This window comes from Tistlia consotensis USBA 355 (assembly GCF_900177295.1).
Classification (GTDB): domain Bacteria; phylum Pseudomonadota; class Alphaproteobacteria; order Kiloniellales; family DSM-21159; genus Tistlia; species Tistlia consotensis.
This window is the reverse complement of sequence record NZ_FWZX01000015.1, coordinates 106,680-130,331: the sequence shown is the minus strand read 5'-3', so window position 1 is coordinate 130,331 and position 23,652 is coordinate 106,680. Positions and strand designations below refer to the sequence as shown.

Here is a 23,652-nt window from a genome sequence, read left to right as displayed (position 1 = left end):
CTGCCGGGGTGCGGCCCCGGCCGCGTCCTCAATGCTGGCTGTTGTTCGGCTGGCCGGCATCGCCGCGGACGTAGACCTCTTCGGTCGAACGCAGCAGCAGCACCGCGAGCAGCACGATCAGCGGCGAGAACAGCACCGAGATCAGCGTCACGCCGATGAAGCCGGCACGCGTCGTGCGCCCCAGGTAGCCGACGCCGAAGCAGCACAGCACGTAGATGAACAACAACGGGAAGGCGACCATCTCGACAGCTCCATGAACGTTGCTACGGCAGCAAGGGCCTCGCGCTACTGGTCCGACGGCACCGCGCTGTCGGCGCCGTCGGACCCGGGACCGGCGACGCCGGGCTGCAGCCCGGTGTCGCTCGGCTCGCCGGGGCTGGTCCGCTCGATGCCGCCCTGCGGGTCCCGCCCCCGGTTGACCCGGGTGTCCGGGTCGACGACGCCGGGATTCATGACGCCGGGCGACAGCCCCGTGTCGGTCGCGTCGCCGGGCCGCGTCGCCTCGACGCCGCCTCTCGGTATCCTACCCTCGGACCGCTCCTCCAGGTGCATCTTGTCTTCGGGCAGGAAGTTCTCGTGGGTCGCCGGCTCCTCGTTGAGCACGCCCATGCCGCTGTCCTCGAAGATCTTCGGCAGCTGCGCCCAGTCCGGCAGCGGCGCGGCCTCACCGCTGATCGGCGGCACCGGCTTCGGCGTGTGCGACACCTGCCCGATGTCGCTGCCCAGGATCAGCGGCAGCTGGTTCTTGCCGCCGCCGACGATGACGACCTTCGAGTTGGGCGACTGGGCCAGCTGGACGGTGGCCTCGATGCCGCGCCAGGTCAGCAGCGTGTCGTTCAGGGCATCGGAGACGATGGAGTAGAAGTTGCGGATGCCGATCGCCTGGATGCGCAGCCGCTCGGCCTCCTGCTTCTCGGCGGCGAGCCGGAACTCGTAGGAGGCGGCCCGCTGCTCCTGCGCCAGCTTGTCCTCGATCGCGTTGGCGATGTGGTCCGGCAGCGAGATGCGCGTGATCACCACGTCGTCGAAGTCGATCAGCTTCGACAGCGGGTGCAGCTCGACCAGCGCCAGGATCTCGGCCTGCAGCTTCTGGTGGTCGACCGAGTAGAGCTCGTTCGAATTGTAGTTCGTGACCGTCTGGCGAATGATCGAGCGGGTCAGCGGCGCCACGATGCGGTCCCGGTAGTCGGTGCCGAGCGACGAGAGGATCGTCGGCACCTTGTCGTAGACCGGATGGAACAGCGTCGCGCCCTCGATCATCACGTTCATGCCCTCGGCCGAGAGCGCGACGACCTTGTAGGGCAGGCGCTGGGTGCGGACCTCGAAGAGGTAGATGCGGTTCCAGGGCCACTTGATCGCCAGGCCCTCGGGCAGGACGTGGTTGAGCACCGTGCCGCCGCCGAGCAGGCTGTAGAGCGCGCCGACGTAGCCCGGCGGAATCGCCACGAAGACGAAGCGCCAGAGCAGCATCAGCACCAGGGCCAGGATCAGCGAGGTCCCGACCAGAAAGGCGACCACTCTTTCGGCCCTCGAGAACAGCGGCGTCGCCCGCTTGGTCATGCCCCAGTCTCTCCGTCTGTACCCGCCGTCCCGGGACCCGCCTCGGCGGCCCCGGCCGGCGGCACGGCCTTGGCGCGACCGTCGGCCAGTATCATCGTGCGGTCGGCGATGTGGAAATAGCGATCGTCGTGGCTGACGATGATCAGCGAGCGGCCTTCCGCCTTCCAGCGCGGCACCAGCTCTCCGTAGAAGCGCTGGCGGAACTCCGGGTCCTGGTCGGCGGCCAGCTCGTCGAGGACCAGGATCGGCCGCTCCTCGAGCAGCGCGACCGCGAGGGCGAGGCGCTTGCGCTGGCCGGTCGAGAGGTCGGTGTTGGTGAAGCGGCCGTCCTGGTAGCGCGTCTTGTGGGCGATGCCGAGGTCCTCGAGCAGCGCGTTGACCCGCTCCTCGGGCACATGGTCCATGCCGTAGAGCCGGTCGAACAGGTGGAAGTCGCTGAACACCGAGGAGAACAGGCTGCGGTAGGCGCGCGCGTTGGCCGGCACGACCGGTGTGCCGTCCCACAGCAGCGAGCCGCCCTGGGGCTGGTAGAGCCGGGTGAAGGCCTTGAGCAGCGTCGACTTGCCGCTGCCGTTGCCGCCGACGATGAACAGCATCTCGCCCTTGCTCAGCTCCATGCTCGTCGGCCCCATGGTGAAGCTAAGCGCGCCGTCATGGTCGTAGTAGCTGTAGAGCAGGTCGACGCCGGAGATCTTCTTGAAGTCGGCCGAGCCGCCGTCCGGGAGCTCGTCGCGCAGCGCGTCCGCCAGGGTCGCCCTCATGCCGTCGAGCTCGTCGATGGCGAAGCTGGCCCGGATGACGGTCGGCACCGACTTGAGGATCACCTCGACGAGGCCCAGCATGAAGATCGCGACGTAGACCGACACGCCGATGACCTTCTGGTCGCTGATGAAGGCCGGCAGCACGAAGGCGAGGATCGCCAGCATCAGGTAGAAGAAGCTGTAGGAGATCGCGATGCCCCGGTTGATCTGGACGGTCGCGGCGATCTGGGCGTCGCGCAGATTGTCCGATTCCGGGACCAGGTAGTTGTGCTCCAGGTCGTCGCCGCGCGGCTCGTTCAGCTTGACCTCCTTGAAGCCGTCGAGCAGGTGCCGCAGCAGGTCGTAGAAGCGGGTCTGCGCCGCGCTGACCCAGGCCAGGGCACCGCGCGTCTGGCGCTGGCTCAGGCGGTAGAAGAAGGTGCTGACCACGACCAGCACGCTGATCACCGTGAAGACCAGCGGCGAGAGGGTCAGGGTGTAGAAGCCGCCCATGACCAGCGCGCCGAGGGACGCGGCGCCATGAATCGCCAGGGGCGCCGCCTCGGTCATGGTCGAGGAGTTGCGGGTCAGGCTGTCGTAGACCGTGTGGCCGCCGATCGTCTCCAGCCTGCCGTAGTCGGCGCGGCGGACCAGCTCGACCAGCTCGACGCGGATGCGGTCGAGCAGCCCCTCCACGATCGCCGCCGAGATGCGCTGGCCGATCGTCTGGCCGGTGACCACGGCGCTGGCGGCGATGGTGAAGAACAGCAGGCCGACGAGGTTCGGCAGGAACTCGGCGTGGTCCTTGAAGATCACGGAGTTGACCGTCACCAGGACGCCGATCATGCCGAGCATGCTCGCCGCTAGGCAGAAGGCGAGCGTCATGCGGCGCGGTCCCGCGGCCTCCCAGACGACGATCAGAAACTTCAAGGCTCCACCCCGTTGCCCTCGGCCGCCGGCACGGCTCGACGCCCGGCACCGCGCCCGGCCCGGTCGCGGCGCGCAGCATGACCGCTCGACCGGTCGGAGTCACATGAAACCGCCGCCACGCAACGGCCGACCGGCTTCAGGGACAGGGAGAGCTGCATCGTCGGGCTTCCGGCAGGAAAGCGCGATCCTAGCCCGGCCGGCGGGCCGTGAAAACCGGCACTGATGACTGACGGTCAGTCGGTCGAACGCGTCAGCGCCGCCCCCGGCCCCGGAAGGGCCGTGCCGGAGGCAGCGGCCTCACATCCGGAACACGCCGAACCGGGTCTCCTCGAGCGGGGCGTTGAGCGCGGCGGAGAGGCCGAGCGCCAGGGTCATGCGCGCGTCGAGCGGATCGACGATGCCGTCGTCCCAGAGCCGCGCCGAGGCATAGTAGGGATGGCCCTGGGCCTCGTACTGGGCGCGGATCGGCGCCTTGAAGGCCTCCTCCTCCTCGGCCGGCCAGTCGCCGCCCTTGGCCTCGATGTTGTCGCGCCGCACGGTCGCCAGCACGTTGGCCGCCTGCTCGCCGCCCATCACCGAGATCCGCGCGTTGGGCCACATCCAGAGGAAGCGCGGCGAATAGGCGCGTCCGCACATGCCGTAGTTGCCGGCGCCGAACGAGCCGCCGACGATCATCGTGAACTTCGGCACCCTGGTCGTCGCGACCGCCGTGACCAGCTTGGCGCCGTCCTTGGCGATGCCGCCGGCCTCGTACTTCCGGCCGACCATGAAGCCGGCGATGTTCTGCAGGAAGATCAGCGGGATGCCGCGCTGGCTGCAGAGCTCGACGAAATGCGCGCCCTTCAGCGCCGACTCGCTGAACAGGATGCCGTTGTTGGCGACGATGCCGACCGGATAGCCCCAGATCCGCGCGAAGCCGCAGACCAGCGACGCGCCGTAGAGCGCCTTGAACTCGTCGAGCTCGCTGCCGTCGACGAGGCGCGCGATCAGCTCGCGCACGTCGTAGGGCTTGCGCAGGTCGGCTGGCACCACGCCGTAGAGCTCCTCGGGATCGTAGGCCGGCTCGCGCGGCTCGGCGACGTCCAGGGCATGGCGCTTGACGGCGTTGAGGTTGCCGACGATGCGCCGCACGATGCCCAGCGCGTGGGCATCGTTGGTCGCGTAGTGGTCGGTGACGCCCGAGGTCCGGCTGTGCACCTCGGCACCGCCCAGGTCCTCGGCCGAGACGACCTCGCCGGTCGCCGCCTTCACCAGCGGCGGGCCGCCCAGGAAGATCGTGCCCTGCCCCTTCACGATGATCGATTCGTCGGACATCGCCGGCACGTAGGCGCCGCCGGCCGTGCAGGAGCCCAGCACCGCCGCGATCTGCGGGATGCCCTTGGCCGACATGTTGGCCTGGTTGAAGAAGATCCGGCCGAAATGGTCGCGGTCGGGGAAGACGTCGTCCTGGTTCGGCAGGTTGGCGCCGCCGGAATCGACCAGATAGATGCAGGGCAGCCGGTTCTGCTCGGCGATCTCCTGGGCGCGCAGGTGCTTCTTGACGGTCATCGGGTAGTAGGTGCCGCCCTTGACCGTCGCGTCGTTGGCGACGATCAGGCACTCGCGGCCCGCGACCCGGCCGATGCCGGTCAGCACGCCGGCCGCCGGGATCGGCTCGCCGTACATGCCGTGGGCCGCCAGCTGCGAGAGCTCCAGGAAGGGGCTGCCCGGATCGAGCAGCGTGCGCACCCGCTCGCGTGGCAGCAGCTTGCCGCGCCCGACGTGGCGCTGGCGCGCCGCCTCCCCGCCGCCCTGCTTGACCGCCTGGACCTGGGCGCGCAGGTCCTCGACCAGGGCGCGCATGGCCATGGCGTTCGCCTTGAAGTCGTCACTGCGCGGCGAGATCTTGGACTTGATGACGGTCATGGAGTGCGCTGGTTCCGGAAAGCCGAACGGGGCCGCCAGAATGCCCAGACCGGTGGCCAGCGGCAAGCCGGGCGGCTGGCCGGGTTGCAACAGCGGCGCTTTCGACCGGGACGGCAGGGCGCTATGCTGCGCTGCGACAACACAGCAACAGAAACTTCGGAGCAGCCCCCGATGAGTGCCGTCGAATCCACCTCCAAGTCCCCGGTCAAGTCCGACAGGGCGACCCGCTTCCAGTGGGACGACCCGCTGCTGCTCGAGGAGCAGCTCAGCGAGGACGAGCGGATGATCCGCGACACCGCGCGCTCCTACGCCCAGGAGCAGCTGATGCCGCGGGTGCTGGAGGCCAACCGCCATGAGCACTTCGACCGCGAGATCATGAACGAGCTCGGCAGCCTCGGCCTGCTCGGCCCGACGATCCCCGAGACCTACGGCTGCGCCGGCGTCAACTACGTCTCCTACGGCCTGGTCGCGCGCGAGATCGAGCGGGTCGACAGCGGCTACCGCTCGGCCATGTCGGTGCAGTCCTCGCTGGTCATGCACCCGATCTACGCCTACGGCAGCGAGGAGCAGCGCCGGAAGTTCCTGCCGAAACTGGCGACCGGCGAGTGGGTCGGCTGCTTCGGCCTGACCGAGCCCGACGCCGGGTCGGACCCGGCCTCGATGCGGACCTACGCGAAGAAGGCCGACGGCGGCTTCCTCCTCAAGGGCGCGAAGATCTGGATCACCAACTCGCCGATCGCCGACGTCTTCGTCGTCTGGGCCAAGTCCGAGGCCCATGACGACCGGATCCGCGGCTTCCTGCTCGAGAAGGGCATGAAGGGGCTGAGCGCACCGAAGATCGAGGGCAAGTTCGCGCTGCGCGCCTCGATCACCGGCGAGATCGTCATGGACGACGTCTTCGTGCCGGAGGAGAACCTGCTGCCGAACATCGACGGCCTCGCCGGGCCGTTCGGCTGCCTCAACCGGGCCCGCTTCGGCATCTCCTGGGGCGCCATGGGCGCCGCCGAGTTCTGCTGGCACGCCGCCCGCCAGTACACCCTCGACCGGAAGATGTTCGGCAAGCCGCTGGCGGCGACCCAGCTGATCCAGAAGAAGCTGGCCGACATGCAGACCGAGATCACGCTCTCGCTGCAGTCGGCGCTGCGCGTCGGCCGCCTGATGGACGAGGGCAAGCTGATGCCCGAGGCGATCAGCCTGGTGAAGCGCAACGCCTGCGGCAAGGCGCTCGACATCGCGCGCGTGGCCCGCGACATGCACGGCGGCAACGGCATCTCCGACGAGTATCACGTCATCCGCCACGTCATGAACCTCGAGGCGGTCAACACCTACGAGGGCACCCACGACGTCCATGCGCTGATCCTGGGCCGGGCGCAGACCGGCCTGCAGGCCTTCGGCTGAGACCGCAGGGCCCGCCCCGGCGATGACCGGTCTGCTGCGCCTGTCGATCCTGGCCCTGCTGGCCCTCGCGGTCTTCCTGACCGCGGCGGACCGGCTGTGGCTGGCCGACCTGGCGCAGCATTTCCGGGCACAGTGGACGCTGCTCGCGATCGGCTGCCTGGCGGCGGCGCTGCTGCAGGGCCGCCGGCGCGAGGCGCTGGCCGCGCTGCTGGTCGGCGTGCTGCTCGGCAGCCCGGTGCTCGGCATGACCATCGCCGACGACTGGGGCCGGCTCAGCGGCTTCCCGATCGCCGGGGCGACGGCCGCCCACCCGGCGCGTCCCGACGCGCCCGCCGCGGCGCCGGCCCGGCTGACGCTGGTCTCGGCCAACGTCTACTACAAGAACCGGACGCCGGACGAGATGGTCGACGCGCTGCTCGCGACCGACGCCGACGTCCTGGTCCTGGCCGAGGTGATCCCGTCCTGGAAGGCCGTGACCCAGCGGCTGCGCGCCCGCTATCCCTACCGCACGCCGGACAGGTGGTGGGCCGGCACCTCGACGGTGATCTGGAGCCGCTATCCGCTGCACCTCGACCCCGCCGAGCTGCGCTGGCTGGCGAACGGCTCGGTGCTGGACGTCACGCTCGACGTCCAGGGGCGCTCGCTGCACCTCTTCGGCCTGCATGCGCCCCGCCCCTCGACCCCGAAGGTCCTGGAGACTCGCAACGGCATCTTCGCGTCGCTCGGCCAGTGGACCCGCGCGCGGCCGATGCCGACCGTGATGGCCGGCGACTTCAACGCCGCCCCCTGGACGCCGGCGCTGCGCCGGCTGATCGACGAGGACGGCCTGGAGCGCGCCCGGCCGTCGCGCGGCTGGTACGCCAGCTGGCCCTCGCCGCTCGGCGACCTCGGCATCCCGATCGACCATGTCCTGCACACGCCCTCGGTCAAGGTCGAGTCGCTGCAGGTCGTCGAGATCCCGGGCAGCGACCACCGCGGGCTGAAGGCGGCCCTCGCGATACCGTGACCGGCCGGCGCCGTCCCCGGCCCTTTCCCCGGCCCGGCGCTTCGACCAGAGTGGCCGCCAAGAGGGCGGACCGGCACGCCCCGGAGCGGAGGAACGAGACAGCCATGAACGCCGACGAACTGCGCGCGACCCAGCAGCCGCTGAAGGCGCGCTACAAGGAAGACCCGGAGGCCGCGGTCGTGACCCTGAAGGCCTCGGGCGCCATCGACGACTCCTCGATCGTCTGCCGGGTCGACACCGGCCGCGCCCTGGTCGAGGCCGGGCTGCACCCGGCGACCGGCGGCTCGGGCCTGGAGGCCTGCTCCGGGGACATGCTGCTGGAGGCGCTGGTCGCCTGCGCCGGCGTCACGCTGCGCGCCGTCGCGACGGCGCTCGGCATCGAGCTGCGCGACGGCAAGGTCACCGCCGAAGGCGACCTCGACGTCCGCGGCACCCTCGGCGTCGACAAGACGGCGCCGGTCGGCTTCCGCGAGATCCGCCTCGGCTTCGAGCTGGATAGCGACGCCAGCCAGGAGCAGCTCGACACGCTGCTCAAGCTGACCGAGCGCTACTGCGTGATCTACCAGACGATCCGGACCGCGCCGCCGGTGACCGTCTCGATGACACCGGCGAAGAGCGCCGCGGCCGAGTAGCCGCCGCTCAGGAGGTACCGCGCGAGGGCAGCACCTCCCGCTCGATGTCCGGCAGCGGCTCGTTGTCGAGCGTCGCCTCGAAGGCGCGCAGGCGCTTGTAGATCGACAGCAGCTCGACGATCGTCGTCCAGGACATCACGAGGTACTGGAACGAGGTCTCGACGCGCCCGAAGGCGCGGACGATCTGTTGCATGACGCCAAGCGTGATCGCGCCCGAGACGATGGTCGGCGCCAGTGCCACGTAGGGCACCAGGACGCCGGCCTGCAGGTAGGCGTAGCGCACGACGTTGAAGTACATGTAGTGGAAGTAGAGCCGGAAGTAGTTGTGCCGGACGTCGGCGAACAGCATGCCCAGGGTCGGCGGCTGGGCCCGGTCGGCATGGTCCTCACCGAGCACCAGCTCCTTGCGGTAGGCGGCCTCGACCCGCTGGTTGCGGAAGTAGAGGCCCGGCAGGCGGAAGCCGGCAAGCGCCAGGAGGCTGGTGCCGATGACCGACCAGACGATCGCGACGAAGACCAGCGCCTGCGGCACGGCCCCGACCAGCGGCAGCTCCTTCACGTAGGCGGACAGGCCCCAGAGAATCGGCAGGAAGGCCATCAGCGTCATGAAGGAGTCGACCAGGCTGACGCCCAGGTCCTCCATGACCGAGGCGAAGCGCATCGTGTCTTCCTGGACGCGCTGCGAGGCGCCCTCGATGTGGCGCAGCCTCTGCCAGTGGGCCGTGTAGTAGTCGTTCATCGCCGTGCGCCAGCGGAAGATATAGTGGCTGACCAGGAAGCGGGTCATCACGGCGACGGTGATGTAGACCAGGGCGATGGTCGCAAAGGTCGCCAGCAGGCCGAAGAACTCGGCCAGCGTGACGCTGCCCGGCGTGCCCAGCGCCTTCTGCACCGCGTTGTAGAAGCTGCCGAACCACTCGTTGATCATCACGTCCAGCTGGACCTGGAACCAGGTGATGAAGATGATCACCGCGGTCACCACGACCGACCACCAGAACCAGCGGTGCGGCGACAGGCGGCCCCACAGCGCCGAGAAGATGGCGCTGGCGACGATCATGTACTCGTAGAGCCAGAAGTCGTGGGCCAGCTCGCGCGCCGAGGCGACGGTATTCTGTCCGGTGTGGGTCGCCGGATAGGCGAAGCCGACCCAGTTGCCGAGGCTGAGCGTCGGCCCGAGGTCGCGCAGCCAGAGGAACCAGAGCGCCATGCAGAGCGCGGCCCAGGCCACGATCGAGGGGAAGAAGACCTTCGGCTTCGGGAAGAAGGAGGCGAACACGGCGGGCTGCCCTCGTCGCTGAGGCCGCCGTCGCCCGGGCCGGCCCGGCGGCGCAGCCTCGCGGAGGCGGCGCGCCGACGGCGGCGGAAGGACACGGCGGACCGTGGAACGGCTGTGTCGCGGAAGAAGGACCGCGCGGCTTCTTTAACTGGCCGAGAGCCTGCTTATGGCACGTTAAATCTTCGTCATCCCGCACAATTGCGGGATCACGCCGCGAGCAGCCGGCGGCAGAAGCCGCCCAGCTCGGCCTCGGAATAGGCGCGGCAGTTGGCGGCCAGCATCGGCCGGTTCTCCGGCTTCAGGGTCTCGGCCAGCAGGCTCCCGGGATCGAGCCGCGGGTGGACCAGCCGGCGGTCGAGGCCGACCCTGTCGACCAGGGCGTCGTAGGCGGCGGACAACCGGCCGGGCGTCCAGTCCTGCTCGCGGGTCAGGCCGAGGGCGATCGCGACGTCGCGGTGCGCGTCCCAGGCCGCCGCGGCGTTGTCGGCCAGCGCGACGCCGAGGCACAGCCCGACCGCGCGGCCGTGGTGGACATGGCCGAGCGCGCCGAGGGCGTGGCCGATCGCGTGGGCGATGCCGGTGCCGGAGACGTCGATCGCCCGGCCGGCCAGCCAGGCGGCGAGCTGCACGGCACCGCGCGCCTCCAGGTTGCCGGGCTCGGCGACCGCGGTCGGCAGGTGCCGGGCGACCAGGGCGATCGCCTCCAGGGCCGGCGCCTGGCCGAGCGGGTGGCGGTTGCGGTTGGTCGCCGCCTCGACGGCGTGGACCAGGGCGTCGATGCCGGTCGCCGCGGTCAGGTGCGGCGGCAGGCCGACGGTCAGCTCGGGATCGAGCAGCGCGATCTCGGCGGTCATCTCCTCGCCCCAGGCCCAGACCTTCGCGCCGTCGTCGAGGGTCATGATCGCCGTGCGCGTCGCCTCGGAGCCGGTGCCGGCCGTGGTCGGGATCAGCACCGCCGGCAGGCTGCCCGCCGGAAAGGGATTGGCGGCCAGGGCGTAGTCGGCGGCGCGGCGCCGGCCCGGCGCGACGCAGGCGGCCAGCTTGGCGACGTCGAGCGCAGAGCCGCCCCCCAGGCCGACCACCGCGGCGGCGCCGAGCGCCCGGGCAGCCGCGGCCGCGGCCTCCACCTGCGCCGCGGTCGGGTCGCTGGCCAGGCCGTCGAAGCGGCCGGTCGCGAGGCCGGCCTCGGCCAGCACCGCCTCGACCCGCTCGGCGAGCGGCTTCACGCCGGGATCCGACACCAGCAGCACGGCGCCGCCGCGCGGCAGGCGGCCGGCCAGGCACGGGCCCAGGCGGGCCAGGCTGCCGGCGCCGGAGATCAGGGCGGGACCGCGCGGCAGGTCGAGGTCGGCGAACATGGACAGGGCGGCTCCGTCAGCGGTGAAACGATCGGCAGGCGCGGACGTTAGCCAGGACGGGCCGGCGGCGTCTTGCCGATTCTCGCCATTGACGCTCCTGAAAGCGCAGCCCACTGTGCCGGCCGTCGCAGCCGCGCCATCGGAGGGCCGATCGGTCATGAAGGTCACCCGCCCATGAAGATCACCAGCATCGAACGCTCGGTCCATCGCCTGCCGCTCGACCCGCCGTTCAAGCCGTCCTGGGACAGCCGGGCGCGCCACCACTTCGACGTCGACCTGGTGCGCGTGCACACCGACGAGGGCCTGGTCGGCGTCGGCTCGGGCGATTCCATGGCCGGCTTTGCCGGCCACGAGGAGTTGTTCCTCGGCGAGGACCCGCGTGACCTCGACCGCCACTTCCGCATCGTCGAGAACCTGTCGTTCCACTACGGGCGCTGCTGGCCGCTGGAGAACGCGCTCTGGGACCTCTACGGGCTCTATACAGGCGAGCCGGTCTGGCGCCTGCTCGGCGGACGCAGCAACAAGGTGCGCTGCTATGCCTCCTCCGGCAGCCTGCGCGCGCCCGGCGAGCTCGCCGACCTCGCCCAGCTGATCGTCGAGGAGGGCTTCCCGGCGATGAAGATCCGCTTCCAGCGCGCGGACTGGGCCGAGGACATCGAGGCCCTGGCGGCGGTGCGCGACGCGGTCGGCGACGGCCTGGAGCTGATGGTCGACTGCAACCAGGGCTGGCGCATGCCCTGGGACGCCAAGCGGCCCTGGAGCCTCAAGGAGGCCCTGGCCGTCGCCCGCGAGCTCGAGGAGCTCGACGTCTACTGGATGGAGGAGCCGCTGCACCGCGGCGACTACGAGGGCATGCGCCTGCTGCGCGAGGAGGTCGACCTGCGCATCGCCGGCGGCGAGATGACCCGCGAGCTGCACGAGCTGCGCCTGCTGGTCGAGAAGCGCTGCCTCGACGTGCTGCAGCCCGACTGCGTCGTCACCGGCGGCATCTTCGGCCTGGCCCAGCTGGCCCGCCAGGCGGTCGACGCCGGCCTGGAGTTCACGCCGCACAGCTGGGGCAACGGCATCGGCCTGATGGCCAACGCGCACCTGGCGGCCGGCGCCGCCGGCTCGAGCTTCTTCGAGTTCCCCTTCGACCCGCCGAGCTGGACGCCCGAGCGCCGCGACTTTCCGCTGGTCGACCCGCTGGTCCCCGACAGCCAGGGCTGGCTGGTCCTGCCCGAGGGCCCCGGCTTCGGCCTGGAGCTCGACGAGAGGCGCCTGGCCGAGACGCGGGTCGGGTAGAGCGGCTCTCCCACGCCCCTCGACGAGCTCGGGACGAAGCGACTGTCTGTGCTGGCTCGGGAACCTGCTTCATCCCGAGCTTGTCGAGGGATGTGGAAGCGCGCTGCTCCCTACAGGCGCTGGTCCCGCTTGCCGCCCGTGGCCGGCGGCAGGTGCCGCTGGCGCTCGCGCAGCGCGATGTAGACGCCGCTCGCGACGATCACCGCGACGCCCAGCCAGGTGACCGAGTCGGGGAAGTCGCCGAAGCCGACGAAGCCGACGAGCGTCGCCATGACGATCTCGCTGTAGCCGTAGGGCGACAGCAGGCTGGCCGGCGCGCACTCGTAGGCCCTGATGACCAGGAAGTGCCCGCCCGCCGCGATCGCGCCCATCAGCGCCATCAGCGCCCAGTCGAGCGGGCGCGGCGCCACCCACTCCAGGGGCGCCACGGCGGACATCACGACCGCGCCGAGCAGCGCCGTATAGGCCAGGGTCACCAGCGGCGGATTCGAGCCGGCGAGCTTGCGCGTCGCCATGACGTAGAGCGCGTAGACCGAGCCGCCGCCCAGCGCCAGCAGCGCGCTCCACTGGAAGACGCCGAGGCCGGGCCGGATCACGATGAGGGCGCCGGCGAAGCCGACCAGCACCGCCGACCAGCGCCGGATGCCGACCTTCTCGCCGAGCAGCAGCGGCGAGAGGGCGGTGACGATGAAGGGATAGACGAAGACCAGGGCGATGGCGTCGGCCAGGGGCATCGAGCGGATCGCGGCGAAGAACAGCACGGTCGAGCCGAGCAGCAGGCCGCCGCGCAGCACCTGGGCGACCGGCCGGTTCGGCCGCAGCACCGCCCGGCCGTAGCGCCAGAGCACGATCGGCAGCAGGAAGGCGAGATGGAAGAAGTAGCGCGCCCAGACGATCTGCACCGTGGCGTAGTGGGCGCTGAGGTGCTTGGCCAGGCCGTCCATCATCGGCACCAGCATCATCGCGCCGAGCAGCAGCAGGATGCCGGCCAGCGTCCGGCTGTGCTCCGCCGCGGGATGGGCGGCGGCGGCGGCGGGCGGCTGGCGGGGGGCGCTGTCGGGCATGGCGGACAGGCGTTAGCATGTCGGCGTCGCCACCGGAAGCCGTCGAGGAGGCCAGCCTGCGATGCTCGGAAGCCTGACCCTGCTGCTGCTCTGCCAGCTCGCCGGCGAGATCGCGGTGCGCCTGACCGGCCTGCCGCTGCCCGGACCGGTCGTCGGCATGGCGCTGCTGTTCCTCGGCCTCGCCCTGCGCGGCGAGATCCCGGCGCCCCTGACCGAGACCGCCGGCGCCCTGCTGCGCAACCTCTCGCTGCTCTTCGTGCCGGCCGGCGTCGGCGTGATGACTCACCTGGCGCTGGTCGAGCGCGAGTGGCTGCCGATCGGCGCCGCCCTGATCGGCAGCGCCCTGCTGACCGTCGCGGTCACCGCCCTGGTGCTGCAGGGCATGACCCGCCTGCTCCACAAGGCGGGCGAGGCCGAGGAGTAGCGCCAGCATGGACACGCAGCTCTGGCGCATCTGGGTCTACCTCGCCGAGACGCCGCTGGTCGGCCTGACCGTGACCCTGGCCGCCTACCTGATCGGCGACTGGCTGTACCGCCGGGCGCGCCTGAATCCGCTGGTCAATCCGGTGCTGATCGCCGTCGTGCTGCTGGTCGGCCTGCTGATGGCGACCGGGACCGACTACCCGACCTATTTCCAGGGCGCGCAGTTCGTGCACTTCCTGCTCGGGCCCGCCACCGTCGCCCTGGCCGTGCCGCTCTACCGGCAGTTCCGCCAGGTCCGGCGCCACGCCCTGCCGCTGCTGGTCGCGCTGGTCGCCGGCTCGCTGACCGCAGCCGGCTCGGCGGTCGGCATCGCCTGGGCGCTGGGCGGCAGCCTGGAGACGCTCCTGTCGCTGGCGCCGAAGTCGGTGACCACGCCGGTCGCCATGGGCATCTCGCAGCAGATCGGCGGCCTGCCCTCGCTGACCGCGGTGCTGGTCATCCTGACCGGCATCGCCGGCGCCGTGCTGGCGCCGCACACGCTCAACCTGTTGCGCATCAGGGACTGGAAGGCGCGCGGCTTCGCCATGGGCGTCACCGCCCACGGCATCGGCACCGCCCGGGCGCTGCAGGTCAACGAGGTCGCCGGCGCCTTCTCCGGCCTCGCCATGGGGCTCAACGCCCTGGCGACGGCGGCCCTGCTGCCGCTGCTGATCCGCCTGGTCTTCGGCTGATTCCCGACGCCGCGGGACGGCAGTCGGGCGCCCCGCGAAGAGCCGGCGCCCCGGCCCGAAAGATGGCGGCGACGCCACCGAGCGAGCCTTCGCCGCCACCCGGCACGGCCGGCGGCAGGAAGCCTTCGCTGGCGTTGGGGCTTGCGCGACATGTCCCGGACCGCCATGACGGGACCGCCTTCAGCGAGGTCGGGGCAGGGAGCGGCCAGTATCGATGTTCACAGCGACGTCTTCGCCAGCGCCTCTGTCCCCGGAACGAATCGCGGCGGCCCGCGCCCGGCACGGCAGCGCGGTCGACCAGTACCTCCGGCACCTGCAGCTCGGGGACCCGACGGCCGACGCGCTGGTCGAGCTCTTCGAAACACTGCCGCGCGGCCAGGGCATGGCCATGGTAGTCCGGGCAATCGACCACGGCATCGAGGCCGTGGAGGATCCCCCGGCCCCGCTGCTGGCGCTGTTCAGGGAGCTCGACCACGTGCCCTTCTGGGTCGACTGGCGCCGCATGCGCTTCGGCAGCCGGAAGATCCTCCGCAGCGGCCTGCTGACCGGCTTCGCCTTCGCCTGCTACGCGCTGCCGCACAGCTATCTGGCATCGGCGAACAAGCCGCTGGCGATGACCGGCGCGCTGCTCGACCACACGGCACACCGCTACGCCCAGACCTCGCGCTTCGTCATCGAGACCTTCATGCCCGACGGCCTGAGGCGCCAGTCCGACGGCTTCAAGATCGCCGTCCTCGTGCGGCTGATGCACGCCCGGACGCGGCGCCGGCTGCTGCAGTCCGGCGAGTGGGACGTCGAGGCCTGGGGGCTGCCGCTCAATCAGGCGCACATGGCGCTGAACACGGTCTACTTCTCGTTCCACGTCCTGCGCGGCCTGCAGAAGCTCGGCGTCCGCTTCAGCCGCGCGGAGGTCGAAGGCGTGCTGCTGACCTGGCGCTACGTCGGCCATCTCTTCGGCATCGATCCGGAGCTGGTCTACACCTCCGAGGAGGAGGCGCTGCGGCTGATCGAGATCGCCTCGAGCGTGGAATGCGACCCGGACGCGACCTCGCGCCGGCTGTGCCAGGCGATGTTCGACGCGGGGCCCGAGTACCTGGGCATCGAGAACCCCTGGCTGGCCCGCCGCTTCAAGTCACTCACCTACCGCATCTCGCGCCACCTGCTCGGCGATTCCCTGGCCGACGGGCTCGGCTACCCGCCGCAGCGCCACCGCCTGCTCTGCTCGGCCCTCGCGGTGCTGGTCCGCCTGCTGGAATGGGCGCCCTTCCTGGTGCCGCCCGCCGTGAGCCGCTACACCGGCGTCGGCTTCTGGCTGGAAGCGAGCGACTACGACCTGGCGCCGCTGGTCGGCGACCGGCCGCCCTACTGAGAACGACCGCAGCCGCCGCGGCAGTCACGCGCCGCCGGCCGGCAGATAGCCGAGCAGCCGCTGCCCGGGGCTGCAGGCCCGCTCGAGCGCCGCGAGCTCCGAGGCTTCGAGGCTCTGCCAGGCCGGTGCCTTCGCGTTCGGCAGCGCCGAGACCTCGGCCAGCCAGGAGTCGGCCTCGAGGTCCGGCCCGACGAACCGGATGAAGCGGCGCAGCTCGGCCTCCGGCTCGGCGACGACGTCCTCATAGCGCAGCGACAGCACGCGCTCCTCCGGCAGGGCCGCCAGATAGCCGAGCCCGCGCTCGATCATCTCGCTCCAGAACCGCCCGAAGGCGGGCAACGGGATCTCCATGCGGCGGTAGCGCTCCGCGTCGAAGAAGCCGAACCGCAGGCGCTCCGCCGCCGGCACCCAGGGGCTCGTGCCCGGCACATTGAACGGCGCCATCGGGTCGAGGCCGACGCGGTGCAGCAGCTCCGCCATCTGGACCCGGAGCCGGAAGAAATGGTGGCGCCGCATCGACAGCGCGGTGTCGCGGCCGTCCCGGTAGATGTGCACGAAGCGGGCGTCCGGATAGAGCCGGGCCAAGGTCGGCACGAACAGCAGCGAGGCGCCGGAGCGCTCCAGCCAGACGCTGCGGCCGAAGCGCTCGGCCAGCCAGTCGAAGACGAAGCGGTAGTGCTCGCCAAGCGGGGCGCTGCCGCGGCCGCTCAGCGCCGCGGCGAGCTCGTCCCACAGCCGCTCGTGGTCCTCGGTGAGGTGGGGCAGCGTCGTGCAGAGGATCGGCGGCACCTCGCCCGCGCCGTAGCGCGCGCCGGGACCCAGCGGATACAGGAATTCGTCGACGTGCAGGCCGTTCTCCAGCAACGCCCGGCCGGCGGGCGAGAGCGTGCCGAGTCGCCGGGCCACCGCCGCGCCGGTCATGACCCCGCCGCGAAACGCGTAGGCGCCGAGGGAGGTGAAGAACTCCGATATGCTCAGCAGGGAGCGATGGCATCGGACCATGTTCGAGAGCATGGTCGAACCGCAGCGGCCCGTCGAAACGATGAAGATCGGTGCGGCCAAGACACTTACCCCCGGCTGTCGGCTGCCGGCAGACTAGCCTGGATTTCTCACACAGGAAGGGTAAACCCGATGGGTGGCAAGACGGCGGAGTCCGGCACAGCCGCCAGCGACCGGGAGGCCGACGAGCGGGGGCTGGCGAGCGGGCCGGTGCTGGTTACCGGCGCGAACGGCTACCTTGCCTCCTGGCTGGTCAAGCGCCTGCTCGAACGGGGCTGCGAGGTGCGCGGTACGGTGCGCGATCCCGCGGACACGCGGAAGACGGAGCACCTCCGGCGCGCGGCCGGTGAGGCCCCCGGGCGGCTGTCGCTGAGCGCCGCCGACCTGCTGGCGCCGGGCAGCTTCGACGCAGCGATGGCCGGCTGCCACCTGGTCTTCCACACGGCCTCGCCCTTCATCGCTCGCAGCCTCCGCAATCCCCGGCGCCAGGTCATCGAGCCGGCGATCGAAGGAACCCGCAACGTGCTCGATGCGGCGAACCGCACGGCCTCGGTCCGCCGCGTCGTGCTGACCTCCAGCGTCGCCGCCGTCTACGGCGACGCCTGCGACCTGGCGGCGACCGATGCCGGGCGCTTCGACGAGCGCTGCTGGAACACCAGCAGCACCGAGCGCCACCAGCCCTACTCCTACGCCAAGGCCGCGGCCGAGCGCCTGGCGTGGCAGGTCTCGGAGAGTCAGGACCGCTGGGACCTGGTGACCCTGAACCCCGGACTGGTGCTGGGCCCCGCGCTGAGCCGCCACGCCGGTTCGGAGAGCGTGTCGATCCTGCGCGACTTCGCCAGCGGCCTCTACCGCCTCGGTGTGCCCGCACTGGAGTTCGGCATCGTCGACGTGCGCGACGTCGCCGAGGCGCACCTGCGCGCCGGCCTGGGCAGCAGCGCCGCCGGCCGCCACCTGCTGGTCGCCGGGACGCTGAGCCTCCTGGAGATCGGCCGCATCCTGCGCGACGCCTTCGGATCCGGCTATGCCTTTCCGCCGCGGATCCTGCCGACGCCGTTCGTGCGGCTGCTCGCCCCGCTCACGGGGGTCAGCCAGGCCTTCGTCTCGCGCAACGTCGGCTATCCGCTGGCCTTCGACAGCGGACGCGCGGAACGTGAGCTGGGCATGGCTTTCCGGCCTGCCGGGCAGGCCGTCGTCGATCATTTCCGGCAGCTCCTCGACGACGGCCTCGTCGTCGAGCGCCCGCGCCCGGCCGGCCGGTGAAGCCGGCCTCAGGCCGCGTCGGTCATCGGCGCGCGCACCGAGCCCGGGGCTGACCAGAAGCGCAGCAGGCGGGCCAGGACGCGGCCGGCGTCGTTGAGCATCTCGGGGGAGAAGCCGGCGTCCGGCATCTCGGCGACGTGGCGCTCGAACAGGGCCGAGAGATGGCGGTAGACGGCGACGCCGCGCTCGCTCGCCTTGACGTGGAACGAGCGGCGATCGTGCAGCGAGCGCTGCTGGATCAGGTAGCCGTTCTCGACCAGCTTCTTGACGTTGTAGGAGACGTTGGAGCCCAGGTAGTAGCCGCGCTGGGTCAGCTCGCCGACCGTCAGCTCCTCCTCGCCGATGTTGAAGAGGATCAGCGCCTGGACGTTGTTGAGATCGCGGATCGCCAGGCGCTCGAGCTCCGCCTTGACCAGCTCGAGACACTGCCGGTGCAGCCGCTCGACCAGCTGGATGGTCTGGAGATAGCTCGTCTTCATCGTTCCGGTCCCCTGGCGGATGTGGAGCATTCGCAGCAAAGTTGACGCGAAAGATGGCCGCAGAGGCATTAAGAGAGACTTAAGCACTGGGGCGCGGCAATTCTGCCCATGATTGCATCGGCCACACCCGCACAGCCGGCCGATGCGGATCGTCCCGGCCCCGGGCTCGGCCTAAGCCCGGGCCCCGCCGTCGCTGGCCGGCACGTCCCTGCGCGCCATCAGGCGCATCGGCAGCCCGTGCTTCGGACGATAGATGACCAGGGAGGTGGTCTCGACCGGGCCGGCGAGCAGCGGCTGGAAGCGCCAGCGCTGCACCACCGTGGCGAGGACCAGGACCGCTGCCATCCGGGCGAAGGCGCCGCCGACGCAGAGACGGTTGCCGCCGCCGAACGCCAGGAACGCGATCCCGTCGCCCGGCCCGCCCCCTTCCTCGAGCCAGCGCTCCGGCAGGAAGCGGTCCGGCTCGGGGAAGTGGCGGGGATCGCGCTGGGCGGTCAGCACCGCCATCTGGACCGTGGTGCCGGCCGGAATCCGGTAGCCGCCGATCGTGCAGTCGGCGATCGCCCGGCGGCCGAAGAAGGCGATGGGCGGCGTCAGCCGCAGGGTCTCGTCGAAGACCGCCCGGGCGAAAGGCAGGCTCTCCAGGTCGGCGGGCGCTGGCGGCCGGCCGGCGAGCACCGCGTCGAGCTCCCGCTCGAGCCGCACCTGCGTCTCGGGACGGCAGGCCAGGTGATGGAAGGCCCAGACCATCGCGTTCACCGTCGCCTCGTGCGCGGCGAGCAGGACGGCATAGCACTCGTCGCGCACCTCGGAGTCGCTGAGCGCGGCATAGCCGCCGGCCTCGTCGCGGGCGCGCGCCAGCAGCGAGACCAGATCGACCCGGGCGCCCGTGTCGGCGCGCGCCTTTCGGACGACCTCCCGGATCGCCGCGTCCAGTCGGCCGAAGGCCCGGCGCGCCTTCCGGCTCTGCGGCAGCGGCAGGCGCCGCAGCAGGCCGCTCCAGGGCAGGAAGAGCAGCTTCATGTCCCAGCGCATGCCCTCGATGGCGTCGGACAGCACCGCCGGCTCGACCCGGCTGTCCGTGCCGAAGAAGGCGCCCGTCTCGATCCGCAGCGTGAGGCGCTGCATCTCGGCCGCCAGGTCGACCGTCGCGCCGTCGCGCCAGCCGCCGCTCAGATCCGCCGCGGCCCCGATGACGAGACCGGCGTAGCCGGCCAGGGCCTCGCCGTGGAACGCCGGCAGCAGCAGCCGGCGCCGGCGCCGGTGCGGCTCGCCGTCGCCGGTCAGGATCGTCGAGCCGCCGAGGAAGCCGGCGCGCTTGAGGGCCGGCCCCTTCTCGAAGCAGGCGCGCTTGGCGACCAGCGCCTCCTGCATCAGTTCCGCGTCGAAGACGGCACAGACCGTCGTCGACGGCAGATCGAAGGTCGCGATCGGTCCGAACTCGTCGTGCAGCCTCCCGAGGAAGGCCGCGTAGTCGCGGAAGCCCACCCGGAGGTTCCTCAGGGCTCGGCCCCGGCGGCCCGGCAGTGGCCTGCCCACGCCCTCCTCCCTGCCGTCGCCGGCCATCGCCGTGACACTCGGGGACCGGGGTCTCCGGCGCTCAGTCCTCGCCGGCGATCAGCTTGACGATCGCCGAGTAGTCGAGGTCGCCGTGGCCCGCGTTGACGAAGAGCGTGTAGAGCTGCGCCGCCTCGGCGCCGAGCGGCGTCGCGACGCCGGCGCTGGCCGCCGCGGCCTGGGACAGCTTGAGGTCCTTGTGCATCATCGCCGCGGCGAAGCCCGGCTTGTAGCCGCGGTTGGCGGCGGCGGCCTCGACGATGCCGGGCAGCGGATGATGGTTCATCATCGCCCAGTTCATCCCGGACGCGCTGGAAGCGATGTCGAACAGCGTCTTCGGCTCGAGGCCCAGGGTCTTGCCCAGGGTGAAGGCCTCCGAGGTCGCCAGCATGCAGATGCCGAGCATCATGTTGTTGCAGACCTTGGCGACCTGGCCGTTGCCGGGGCCGCCGGCGTGGATCGCCTTCCGGCCGACCGCCTTCAGCAGCGGCTCGGCCTTCATGAAGGCGGCCTCGCTGCCGCCGACCATCAGCGTCAGGGTGCCGGCCTCGGCGCCGGCGACGCCGCCCGAGACCGGCGCGTCGACCATCGGGTGGCCGGCGGCCTCGGCAGCGGCGTGGACCGCGCGGGCGCTGTCGACGTCGATCGTCGAGCAGTCGAGGAAGAGGGGGCCGGAGTCGGCGGCGGCCAGCAGGCCGCCCTGCCCGTCCCCTCCGCCACCGGGGCCGAGATAGACGGCTCGGACGTGCGGGCCGGCCGGCAGCATGGTGAAGACCGCCTGGACGCCGCGGGCGGCGTCCTCGGCGCTGCCGACGACCTCGATGCCGCCGGCCCGGGCCGCCTCGAGCGCCGCCGGCACCAGGTCGAAGCCCTTCACGTCGTGCCCGGCCTTGACCAGGTTGCGGGCCATCGGCCCGCCCATGTTGCCGAGACCGATGAAACCGATCGCCGCCATGCTGTCCTCCACTGAAGGTTCTTGTTGCTTGCGTCGTTCCCGCCCGCGCGGGAATGACGATAGAGGGGGCCTCGCCGCAGCGGCCAGCCCCTTAGAACGTCAGGTCCCGCTCGCCGAGCGGCTTGAAGTGCGATTCGACCAGCGCCCGGTCGACCTCGGCCAGCGACGCGGGCCGCCAGGCCGGCGCATGGTCCTTGTCGACCAGCACCGCGCGGATGCCCTCGTAGAAGTTGTGGCCGGCCATGGCCGCCTGGCTCAGCCGGTACTCCATGGTCATGCAGTCCTCGAAGGTCAGGTTGGCGCCGCGGCGCAGCTGCTCGAAGGCGACCTTCATCGAGGTCGGCGAGCGCTTGTGCAGGATGTCGACCTGCTCGGCCGCCCAGCCCGCATCGCCCTCGGCCTCCCCCTTCGCGGCGGCGGCCTCGAGCGCCGAGACGATCGCCTCGACCGACTCGCCGCAGAAGAGGCGGTCGATCAGCGCCTGCCGCCGGTGCATCTCCGAGCCGCCGGCGTGGACGACGAAGCGGTTGACCGCCGCCTCGGCGCCGCTGCCGCCGTCGCCCGGGAACTCCGCTTCGCAGAGCGCCTGCAGCAGCTCCTCCTGGCGGTCGGTCGGCACGTAGTGCGTGGCGATGCCGAGGTAGCGGCAGTCGGCCGCCCTCACGCGGTGCCCGGTCAGCGCCAGGTAGAGCCCGGCCTTGCCCGGCAGGCGCGGCAGGAAGTAGGAGCCGCCGACGTCCGGGAACAGGCCGATCGCGGTCTCCGGCATGGCGACCAGCGTCCGGTCGCCGGCGACCCGGATCATGCCGTGCACCGAGAGCCCGACGCCGCCGCCCATGGTGATGCCGTCGATCAGCGCGATGTAGGGCTTCGGGAAGCGGAAGACCGTGCGGTTGAGGATGTACTCCTCGCGGAAGAAGTCGCGCGTCAGGCCGCCCTCGTCGCCGGCCTTGCCGGCCTGCCAGACGGCGCGCACGTCGCCGCCGGCGCAGAAGGCCTTCTCGCCGGCGCCGCGGACCACGACGGCGCCGACCCCGGGATCCTCGGCCCAGGCGTCGAGCACCGGCTGGAAGGCCCGGATCATCCCCAGCGTCAAGGCGTTCAGCGCCTTGGGACGGCTGAGGGTCACCAGGCCGATCGCGCCGCGCCGCTCGAAGAGGATTTCCGCCGTCTCGTCCATGCCTTGCACCGCCTTCTGGTCTGTTTTGTCGTGGCCCGTCGGCCGCCGCGCCCGCCGTCGCGCCGGCCCTGTTTAGAAGAGCCGGCCTGCCGAATCCAGCGTCAGCCGGCCGGCGGCTCGTCGAGCGGGTCGAGGAAGACGAAGCGGCGCAGCCATTCGACCTGGAGGGCCGCCGGGCGCCCCGCCTCGACGTACGGCGGTCGCGGCAGCAGCTGCAGGCCCTGGGCCCAGCTGCGGCTGTCGGACTCCGGTCCGTTCGACACCACCAGCCCCTCGCCGAGATCGAGCTCGAACCAGAGCAGGAAGCCGTCGAGCCGGCCGCTCGCCGTCGGCGTCCAGTCGATCCGTTCGCTGCCGGTCAGCGACAGGAAGCGCGACAGCTCGAAATCGAGCAGCGGCAGCGGCGCCCCGAGCGCGCGCCAGGGCGCCTCGCGCGCGTCGGCCGCCAGGAAGCGGGCGTTGGCCAGCGCGTCGAACGGCGAGAGGTCGAAGCCTTCGACCGTGCCGACCCGGCCGTAGCCGGCGAGTTCCTCGCTCTCGATCGGCCGGCCCCGGAGCAGGATCCGCCCGGGCAGGATCGGCGCGCCGGGCTTGAGCAGCCGGGCCTTGGCGTCGGCGAGGGACAGCAGGGCGTCCTCGGCCAGCAGGTGCGAATCGTAGATCTCGGCGATCAGCAGGTCGGCCGGAGCGGCCAGCGCCTGGCCGAGCTGCAGCGCCGTCGAGGCCGCCTCGACGACGGTCACCCGGTCGGCCAGGCCGTTCGCCTCGACGATCCGGCGGGCGACCGCCGCGATCTCCGGCCGCCGCTCGCAGGTCACGACCCGCGCCGCGCCGGCACGCGCCGCCATCATCGCCAGCAGGCCCGAGCCGGTGCCGATCTCCAGCACGGTCATGCCCGGCCGCACGCTGCGCTCGATCGCCGCCCGGAAGGCGGCGTTGCGCGCGGCGTCGTTCATCATCTGGAAGTGCCAGGAATAGCGGCGCCGCTCGGCGAACTCGTCGGCGATGGCCTCGAAGCCGGGCACCAGCGGCTGCAGGCTGATCGCCCGGGCGGCGGCGCGGAAGCCCTCGTCGCCCCGGCCGAGCGCGGCGCAGGCCCTGGCCAGACCGGCATGGCCGGCGGCCAGCGAGGGATTGCGCCGCAGCCCCTCGCGCAGGCTGCCCTGCGCAGCGGCCGGATCGCCGGTGGCGAGCTGGGCCTCGCCCAGGTTGACCCAGGCCTCGGCGTAGTCCGGATTGAGCTCCAGCACCCGGCGGAACTGCGCCAGCGCCTCGGCGGCGCGGCCCTGGCCGAGCAGGATGGCACCCAGGTTGTTGCGGTAGAGCGCCTGGCCGGGCGCCGCCTCGACCGCCTTGCCGATCAGGTCGATGGCCTGGCCGACCTGGCCCTTGGCCTGGGCGACCAGGCCGAGCAGGTGCAGCGCGTCGGGCTGGCCGGGCTGCAGCGCCAGGATCGCCCGGTAGTCGGCCGCCGCCTCGTCGAGCCGGCCCGCCTGGTGCTTGGCGGCCGCCTGCTGCACGCGCTGGCTGAAGTCCATCGGCC

The 23,652-nt window shown here is 71.6% G+C and carries 21 protein-coding genes; 8 read left to right on the top strand and 13 right to left on the bottom strand.

Going from position 1 to position 23,652, the window contains the following annotated elements; translation table 11 throughout:
• Positions 1–28: 28 nt before the first annotated feature.
• From B9O00_RS18025 to B9O00_RS18010, 4 genes are all read right to left on the bottom strand, one after another.
• The gene (locus B9O00_RS18025) at positions 29–241 is read right to left on the bottom strand and encodes a hypothetical protein (RefSeq protein ID WP_085124093.1); all 213 of its coding nucleotides are present in this window, start codon (positions 239–241) and stop codon (positions 29–31) included.
• Between the two features lie 44 nt (positions 242–285).
• Entirely contained in the window at positions 286–1,560 is a 1,275-nt protein-coding gene (locus B9O00_RS18020) for a prohibitin family protein (RefSeq protein WP_085124092.1), read from the bottom strand.
• The gene (locus B9O00_RS18015) at positions 1,557–3,230 is read right to left on the bottom strand and encodes a cyclic peptide export ABC transporter (RefSeq protein ID WP_085124091.1); all 1,674 of its coding nucleotides are present in this window, start codon (positions 3,228–3,230) and stop codon (positions 1,557–1,559) included. Before B9O00_RS18015 ends, B9O00_RS18020 begins: the two co-directional genes overlap by 4 nt.
• A gap of 297 nt (positions 3,231–3,527) precedes the next feature.
• A complete protein-coding gene (locus tag B9O00_RS18010) occupies positions 3,528–5,135 on the bottom strand; it encodes a carboxyl transferase domain-containing protein (RefSeq protein WP_085124090.1) in 1,608 nt (535 codons plus the stop codon).
• A 171-nt stretch (positions 5,136–5,306) separates the two neighbouring features.
• Between B9O00_RS18010 and B9O00_RS18005 the strand changes: the two genes are divergently transcribed.
• From B9O00_RS18005 to B9O00_RS17995, 3 genes are all read left to right on the top strand, one after another.
• A complete protein-coding gene (locus tag B9O00_RS18005) occupies positions 5,307–6,533 on the top strand; it encodes an acyl-CoA dehydrogenase (RefSeq protein WP_085124089.1) in 1,227 nt (408 codons plus the stop codon).
• 22 nt (positions 6,534–6,555) lie between these two features.
• Positions 6,556–7,539 (top strand): endonuclease/exonuclease/phosphatase family protein, encoded by a 984-nt coding sequence (locus B9O00_RS18000; RefSeq protein WP_085124088.1) that lies wholly within the window; start codon positions 6,556–6,558, stop codon positions 7,537–7,539.
• Between the two features lie 104 nt (positions 7,540–7,643).
• Positions 7,644–8,171 carry an OsmC family protein gene (locus B9O00_RS17995; protein WP_085124087.1) on the top strand — a complete coding sequence of 176 codons (528 nt, stop codon included), beginning with the start codon at positions 7,644–7,646 and terminating at the stop codon, positions 8,169–8,171.
• 7 nt (positions 8,172–8,178) lie between these two features.
• Here B9O00_RS17995 and sbmA read toward each other — a convergent pair whose 3' ends face one another.
• Together sbmA and B9O00_RS17985 are read right to left on the bottom strand one after the other, a co-directional pair.
• The gene (gene sbmA / locus B9O00_RS17990) at positions 8,179–9,447 is read right to left on the bottom strand and encodes a peptide antibiotic transporter SbmA (RefSeq protein WP_085124086.1); all 1,269 of its coding nucleotides are present in this window, start codon (positions 9,445–9,447) and stop codon (positions 8,179–8,181) included.
• A 206-nt stretch (positions 9,448–9,653) separates the two neighbouring features.
• Positions 9,654–10,805 carry an iron-containing alcohol dehydrogenase gene (locus B9O00_RS17985; RefSeq protein ID WP_159460248.1) on the bottom strand — a complete coding sequence of 384 codons (1,152 nt, stop codon included), beginning with the start codon at positions 10,803–10,805 and terminating at the stop codon, positions 9,654–9,656.
• Positions 10,806–10,979: 174 nt separating this feature from the next.
• Between B9O00_RS17985 and B9O00_RS17980 the strand changes: the two genes are divergently transcribed.
• Positions 10,980–12,089, top strand: a complete 1,110-nt coding sequence (locus tag B9O00_RS17980) for a mandelate racemase/muconate lactonizing enzyme family protein (RefSeq protein ID WP_085124084.1) — start codon at positions 10,980–10,982, stop codon at positions 12,087–12,089.
• 110 nt (positions 12,090–12,199) lie between these two features.
• Here B9O00_RS17980 and B9O00_RS17975 read toward each other — a convergent pair whose 3' ends face one another.
• Positions 12,200–13,153, bottom strand: a complete 954-nt coding sequence (locus B9O00_RS17975) for a DMT family transporter (RefSeq protein WP_085124083.1) — start codon at positions 13,151–13,153, stop codon at positions 12,200–12,202.
• Positions 13,154–13,214: 61 nt separating this feature from the next.
• Between B9O00_RS17975 and B9O00_RS17970 the strand changes: the two genes are divergently transcribed.
• The 3 genes from B9O00_RS17970 to B9O00_RS17960 all read left to right on the top strand — a co-directional run bounded on the left by B9O00_RS17970 (position 13,215) and on the right by B9O00_RS17960 (position 15,676).
• Complete coding sequence (locus B9O00_RS17970; RefSeq protein WP_085124082.1) at positions 13,215–13,577, top strand: CidA/LrgA family protein; 363 nt, start codon at positions 13,215–13,217, stop codon at positions 13,575–13,577.
• A gap of 7 nt (positions 13,578–13,584) precedes the next feature.
• A complete protein-coding gene (locus B9O00_RS17965; protein WP_085124081.1) occupies positions 13,585–14,307 on the top strand; it encodes an LrgB family protein in 723 nt (240 codons plus the stop codon).
• A gap of 214 nt (positions 14,308–14,521) precedes the next feature.
• Positions 14,522–15,676 (top strand): oxygenase MpaB family protein, encoded by a 1,155-nt coding sequence (locus B9O00_RS17960; protein WP_085124080.1) that lies wholly within the window; start codon positions 14,522–14,524, stop codon positions 15,674–15,676.
• Between the two features lie 24 nt (positions 15,677–15,700).
• On the opposite strand, the gene B9O00_RS17955 is transcribed toward B9O00_RS17960, so the two are convergent.
• Entirely contained in the window at positions 15,701–16,738 is a 1,038-nt protein-coding gene (locus B9O00_RS17955) for a sulfotransferase family protein (protein WP_085124079.1), read from the bottom strand.
• A gap of 69 nt (positions 16,739–16,807) precedes the next feature.
• On the opposite strand from B9O00_RS17955, the gene B9O00_RS17950 reads away from it, so the two are divergent.
• Positions 16,808–17,938, top strand: coding sequence for an NAD-dependent epimerase/dehydratase family protein (locus B9O00_RS17950; protein ID WP_085124078.1), 1,131 nt, complete (start codon positions 16,808–16,810; stop codon positions 17,936–17,938).
• A gap of 8 nt (positions 17,939–17,946) precedes the next feature.
• Here the strand turns inward: B9O00_RS17950 and B9O00_RS17945 are convergent, their stop codons facing one another.
• From B9O00_RS17945 to B9O00_RS17925, 5 genes are all read right to left on the bottom strand, one after another.
• Positions 17,947–18,417: a MarR family winged helix-turn-helix transcriptional regulator gene (locus B9O00_RS17945; RefSeq protein ID WP_085124077.1), complete on the bottom strand. Its 471-nt coding sequence runs from the start codon at positions 18,415–18,417 to the stop codon at positions 17,947–17,949.
• Positions 18,418–18,588: 171 nt separating this feature from the next.
• Positions 18,589–19,905, bottom strand: coding sequence for a cytochrome P450 (locus tag B9O00_RS17940; RefSeq protein ID WP_159460247.1), 1,317 nt, complete (start codon positions 19,903–19,905; stop codon positions 18,589–18,591).
• Positions 19,906–20,017: 112 nt separating this feature from the next.
• The gene (gene mmsB, locus B9O00_RS17935) at positions 20,018–20,929 is read right to left on the bottom strand and encodes a 3-hydroxyisobutyrate dehydrogenase (RefSeq protein ID WP_085124109.1); all 912 of its coding nucleotides are present in this window, start codon (positions 20,927–20,929) and stop codon (positions 20,018–20,020) included.
• Between the two features lie 91 nt (positions 20,930–21,020).
• The gene (locus B9O00_RS17930; protein WP_085124075.1) at positions 21,021–22,109 is read right to left on the bottom strand and encodes an enoyl-CoA hydratase/isomerase family protein; all 1,089 of its coding nucleotides are present in this window, start codon (positions 22,107–22,109) and stop codon (positions 21,021–21,023) included.
• A gap of 101 nt (positions 22,110–22,210) precedes the next feature.
• Positions 22,211–23,647, bottom strand: a complete 1,437-nt coding sequence (locus B9O00_RS17925) for a tetratricopeptide repeat protein (protein ID WP_085124074.1) — start codon at positions 23,645–23,647, stop codon at positions 22,211–22,213.
• Positions 23,648–23,652: the final 5 nt, after the last annotated feature.